At 47.1% G+C, this 1,001-nt stretch carries 1 protein-coding gene; it reads right to left on the reverse strand.

Translation table 11 applies throughout. The features are described from left to right. Positions 1–1,001: class I tRNA ligase family protein (locus tag ACS8FD_RS17055; RefSeq protein WP_439276718.1), on the reverse strand; the 1,001-nt coding region annotated here is incomplete at both ends.

Genomic DNA, 1,001 nt, shown 5'->3' on the forward strand with positions numbered 1-1,001 from the left:
TGCCCGTTTTTACCTTGCAATACTTCCCAAGCTTCTTGGGCAGTAAACGACAAAATCGGCGTAATCCAGCGAATGAGTGCATGAGCAATATGATAAATAGCGGTTTGCGCAGAGCGGCGCGGCTGTCCGTCAGTTTGAGTGGTGTACTGACGGTCTTTAATAATATCTAAATAGAAGCTGCCCAAGTCTTGCGAACAAAACGCGGCAATATGCTGGGTGACTTGGTGAAAGTCCATGGCATCATAAGCACTGACAATTTGTGCTTGTACCGCTTGCGTACGTTTAATAATAAATTTATCAAGACTGACCAGCTCATCCATAGCAATGCTATTAGTCTGAGGATTAAAGTCGTCGGTATTGGCAAGCAAAAAACGCAAGGTATTACGGATACGGCGATACATGTCGATTGCGCCTTTAAACACCGTCTTACCTGCGCTCATCTCATAGCGATAGTCGCTAGAGGCGATCCACAAACGCAGCATATCTGCGCCTGTTTTATTAATCTCGTCTTGTGGCGTAATGATATTGCCAAGTGACTTACTCATCTTGCGGCCGTTTTCATCAACGACAAAGCCGTGGGTCAATACTTGCTTAAACGGTGGGCGCTCGTACATTGCTTCAGACGTTAATAGTGAAGTCTGGAACCAACCGCGATGCTGATCAGAGCCTTCTAGATACATATCAGCGGGGTTGGTCAATTCATCACGCTGTTCAAGTACCGCAAAATGCGTCGTCCCTGAGTCAAACCAAACGTCTAAGGTGTCAGTAGATTTGTCATAATCAGCAGCTTCATCGCCTAGATAGTCTTCACAGCTGGCATCAAACCATGCTTCAACGCCACCTTTGGCGATGTTTTGTGCGGCCATCTCCATCAGCTCAAGCGTCTTTGGATGCAGCTCGCCTGTTTCTTTATGAGTAAAAAAGGCAATCGGTACGCCCCAGGTGCGCTGACGTGAGATGCACCAGTCAGGGCGACCTGTCATCATAGATTCAATGCGGTT

Source organism: Psychrobacter sp. 1U2 (genome assembly GCF_051847575.1).